At 53.7% G+C, this 4,702-nt stretch carries 3 protein-coding genes; 2 read left to right on the top strand and 1 reads right to left on the bottom strand.

Annotation, left to right across the window (positions count from 1 at the left end):
- Nucleotides 1-1,307: amidohydrolase (locus ACEW8P_RS03005; RefSeq protein WP_373511627.1), on the bottom strand; the 1,307-nt coding region annotated here is incomplete at its 3' end.
- 199 nt (nucleotides 1,308-1,506) lie between these two features.
- Between ACEW8P_RS03005 and ACEW8P_RS03000 the strand changes: the two genes are divergently transcribed.
- Together ACEW8P_RS03000 and ACEW8P_RS02995 are read left to right on the top strand one after the other, a co-directional pair.
- The gene (locus tag ACEW8P_RS03000; protein WP_373511626.1) at nucleotides 1,507-2,139 is read left to right on the top strand and encodes an ATP-binding cassette domain-containing protein; all 633 of its coding nucleotides are present in this window, start codon (nucleotides 1,507-1,509) and stop codon (nucleotides 2,137-2,139) included.
- Between the two features lie 14 nt (nucleotides 2,140-2,153).
- A partial coding sequence (locus ACEW8P_RS02995; RefSeq protein ID WP_373511625.1) for a PKD domain-containing protein occupies nucleotides 2,154-4,702 on the top strand: 2,549 nt, incomplete at its 3' end.

Below are 4,702 nucleotides of genomic sequence, written 5' to 3'. Positions count from 1 at the left end.
GTTTTGGCGGCGACCATCATGCCTTTGCGACCGATGCTTGTGCCACCCGCCGCCACGGCCTGCCAACTGTGCGCCGCCGTGCCGGGTACCCAGGTTGCCGTGCGTAACCCGACTGTGGGCACCGCCCAACTCACGTCGCCCACGTCGGTGCTGCCCATGCCTACTCGCTCATACTCGTAAGGCAGAATCTTTGCCGCCGACGGACCCGCATCGGGAGTTTGGCCCTCGGGCAGGTTGAAGGATGTCTGGATTTTTTGGGCAAAGTCCGTTTCGGATTTATCGTAGTTTACGCCGCCCACTTCTTTGAGGTTTTTGTACATCACTTTCGCCAACGATTCCAGCGGCAGGAGTTCATACACGCCGCCGATGATTTCGTGTTCGACCGTCGTGCCGGTTCCCATTGCCGCGCCTTCGGAGGCTTTCACGATGCGCTGCCACATATCTTGCACTACGTCGCGCTGCGGGTGACGGACGTAGTAATAGACTTCGGCAAAATCCGGCACCACATTGGGGGCCTTGCCCCCCTGCGTGATCACGTAGTGAATGCGGGCGTCGGAAGGTACGTGTTCGCGCATCATGTTGACCATATGGTCCATCGCCTCCACGCCATCGAGGGCCGAGCGGCCACGCTCAGGGGCACCCGCTGCGTGTGCCGCAATGCCTTTGAAGCGGAATTTTGCCGAGATATTGGCCAGCGAAACGCCCGCGCTGGCGCTGTTCGCATCGCCGGGATGCCAGTGCAGCACGGCGTCCACATCTTTGAAAAGTCCGGCCCGCACCATATAGACTTTGCCAGAACCGCCTTCCTCCGCTGGCGTCCCGAAAAATCTGATCGTCCCTTTCTGCTTCGTCGCCGCCAGCCAGTTCTTGACCGCAATCGCCGCCGCCGCCGAGCCCACGCCAAACAGATGGTGGCCGCAAGCGTGACCTGCCGCACCTTCGGTCATCACCTTGCGGGTCGGCCAGGCGTCCTGCGACAGGCCGGGCAGGGCATCGTACTCGCCTAAAATGCCGAGGACAGGACCACCTTCGCCGAAGCTAGCCACAAAGGCCGTGGGAATTCCCGCCACGCCTTTTTGAATTTTGAAACCTTCCTGACTCAGCATATCCTGCAAGAGGGCCGAGCTTTTTTCTTCCTGGTAGCCGACCTCGGCGTAGTTCCAGATCGTTTTGGCGGCTTCGCCGTAGGCCGTTTCTTTTTGGTTGAGTTCACGTAAAACCCGCTCGTGGGCAGTCTGCGCCCAAGCGCCGCTGCTCAGCAAAAGGGCCGCAGCCAGCAACAATCCTTTTCTTTTCTGCGTAATCATTGGAGTCATCTAGTTAGGTTATGGCGTCCAAAATAAGGAATCTACGTAGATTTGTATTAGTTGAAAATTAAGAGTGTAAAGTGGAGAGTGGCTATATCATCTGTAATACAGCAAGTTGAATCTGTCTTGACAATTGAAAAACATTCACCTTTGGCAACTCACTCCAACCATTTTGTCCTAAGATGAATCCTTTGCCTCTGTGAGACTCACTCTGGAAAATGTCGGCAAGAAGTTTATTTCGGAATGGGTATTGCGGGGAGTGTCCCTGGAACTCAACGTTGGAGAAAGCTACACCTTCGTCGGGCCGAATGGCAGCGGAAAATCTACCTTGATTCAGTTGCTAATGGGCGTTGTTCCGCCTTCGGAAGGAACGATTCGCTTCCAAAAGGAAAACAAGGAACTGGAAATCGACGACTGGTACAAAGAAATCATTCTCGCCGCGCCCTATCTGGAACTGATTGAAGAGTTTACACTGCGGGAGTTGATAGAGTTTCATCAGAAATTCAAACCACTCAAAAACAATTTTCGGGCGGTGGACTTCGAGGATTTTGTGCAATTGAGTCACGCCCGAAACAAGATAGTGCGGCATTTTTCGTCGGGTATGAAGCAACGCGTGAAGCTGGGCCTGGCGTTCCTGTCCGACGTCCCGGTAATTTTTCTGGACGAGCCTACCTCGAATCTGGACGCGATGGGGATACAGTGGTACTTAAAAAATGTGGTGAATCTGACCCAGAACCAGCTCGTTGTGTTAGGGTCAAACCAGGCGCAGGAATATGAATTTTGTAAAAATATCGTCTCTGTTTCGGCGTTCAAGGGGAAAGGACGTCTTTAGTTTTAAAACAACGAATGAAAAAAACTTTACAAAAGCTTTTACTTCTTTTTACCATCGTTTTCCTCTCCCTGGAAACAGTATACGCTGATGGTCTGAGATTTACCCAAAACAAAGGTCAATGGGAGAAGGAAGTACTTTTCCGAGCCGATATTCCCGGTGGTTTTCTTTTTCTGAAAAAACAGTCGCTGGTTTACGTGCTGTACGATGGCCGTGAGGTCTCCGCCCGACACGCCCGGCAGCCACTTGAGGAAGCCGACCGTGCTCGTCAGGGCGCCGCGCCCAGCACACCCATCAAAGCACACGGCGTGGAAGTACAGTTCGAGGGCAGCAACGCCGACGCGATCGTTTCTCAATTGAAGCCCGACGGCAGCGAATTCAACTATTTTATTGGCAACGACCCTAGCCGCTGGGCCAGCGGGGTGGCGGGGTTCGGAGAGGTTTTTTACAAAAACATCTACTCCGGCATAGATTTTCGGATATACGCTTACGAATACACGATCAAGTACGAGTTTATCGTCCATCCCGGCGCGGACGCTTCCCGCATCCGGCTTAATTACGGCGGAGCGGACGGACTTGCCTTAAATAGTAACGGCCAGCTTGAAGTCGGTACCAGCGTTGGGCCATTCAAAGAAGCCAAACCCTATTCTTTTCAGGAAATCGAGGGTCGCACGAAAGAAGTAAATACTCTTTACGCTGTGGAGGGCCAGGAAGTACATTTCGCGCTGTCGGGTGACTACGACCGCGCGCACGATCTCATTATCGACCCTGAGCTGATTTTCTCGACTTACTCTGGTTCGGCCTCCGACAACTGGGGCCACACGGCCACCTACGACGCGCAGGGAAATCTACTTTCGGGCGGGACGGTTTTCGGAGCTAATTTCCCCATTTCCATCGGGGCTTTTCAGGTCGGCTTTGCCGGACAGGTCGATACCGGGATTATGAAATACAGCGTGGACGGGACGCTGCTGATGTACTCGACTTTTCTGGGAGGTAACAGTACCGACATTCCCAATAGCTTGGTTACCAATAAGAATGGCGATCTTTTTATCTATGGCACTACCTCGTCGCCCAACTTCGCCGTTACCAGTTCCGCTTTTCAAAAGACCTTTGGCCGGGGTGCGGGCATCACGCCCATCGACGGGCTCGACTTGCCTAACGGAAGCGATATGTACATTGCCAGGCTGAGTGCCGATGGCAAGCGGTTGCTGGCGTCCACCTACCTTGGTGGCAGCGGCAACGACGCCCTGAGCAGCGTTCAGAATGTTCTGATCAGGAACTACGGCGATACATTTCGGGGCGAGATTGTCCTGGACAAAGACGAAAACGTTTTGGTCGCTTCTTCTACAAATTCCACAAACTTCCCCCTAAAAAACGCCTATCAAACTACGCTGAAAGGGCGACAGGATGGTACGGTTTCACAGCTTTCGCCTGACTTGTCCACGCTGCAATGGAGTACTTACTTCGGCGGCGGGGCCTTCGATGCGGCCTTTTCCGTGAAACCTACACCCGACGGGGGTGTGTACATCACGGGCATAACCCAAAGCAACGATCTTCCCGCGCAGACGGGCGCATACCAACCGAAGCTTAAGGGGACGGAAGACGCCTACGTGGCTTATTTCAAAGATCAGCAGTTTCAGCAAGTCACTTATCTGGGTACCGAAGCTGCCGATGGTGCGTACCTGCTTGACCTCGACCCTGCCGGAAATGTCCATGTGCTTGGTCTGACGCGCGGCGCCTACCCCATTTCCTCCGGGGTTTATAAAAATGAAAACAGCGGGCAGTTTGTCCACGCGTTGGATCCGACTTTGACCAAGTCGTTGTTTTCTACGGTGATTGGTTCAAAAAAAGGGTCGCCGGATATTTCGCCCACGGCCTTTCTCGTGAATGAGTGCGGCAATATTTACATTGCGGGCTGGGGCGGGGCGGTCAATATAACGACGGCATATAACACGCTAAGTACCACGCGCGGCATGCCCGTGACGCCGGACGCCCTGCAACCCACTACAACGGGCGATAATTTTTACATCGCCATTCTGGAAACTGAGGCCAAATCGTTACTCTATGCCACCTTCTTCGGCAGCGTGGCTGCTACTAATCCAGAGCAAAATCGTGGAGATCACGTAGATGGAGGCACCAGTCGCTTCGACAAGAACGGTGTCATCTACCACGCGACCTGCGCCTGCGGCGGCACCCGCTTCCCGACTACACCCAAAGCCTGGTCAAACACGAACCGCAGCAACAACTGCAATAACGCGGCTTTCAAGATCGACATCGACCGCCTGAAAGCGGCTTTCGATGTGTATGAAGGCACCAAGAAAGACGTGACCATCGGCTGTGCGCCGCTTACGCTGGATTTTCTGAACACCAGCGAAGGCGGTGTGGACTACATCTGGGATGTGAACGGCGGCGGCTTTTCGCGGGATAAAATCCAGTCGCAATATACCTTCGACAAACCCGGCGAATACACTATAACGTTGCGAGCCTTCAATCGGCTGACTTGTAAGAAGGTCGATGTGGCTACGCGCAAAATTGTGGTCAGAAGCCTGGATATTTTGACCAAAGG

The sequence above is a fragment of the Persicitalea sp. genome (assembly GCF_041751555.1).
Taxonomy (GTDB): Bacteria; Bacteroidota; Bacteroidia; order Cytophagales; family Spirosomataceae; genus Persicitalea.
The sequence above is the reverse complement of the archived record's forward strand: the minus strand, read 5'-3'. Positions and strand labels throughout refer to the sequence as shown.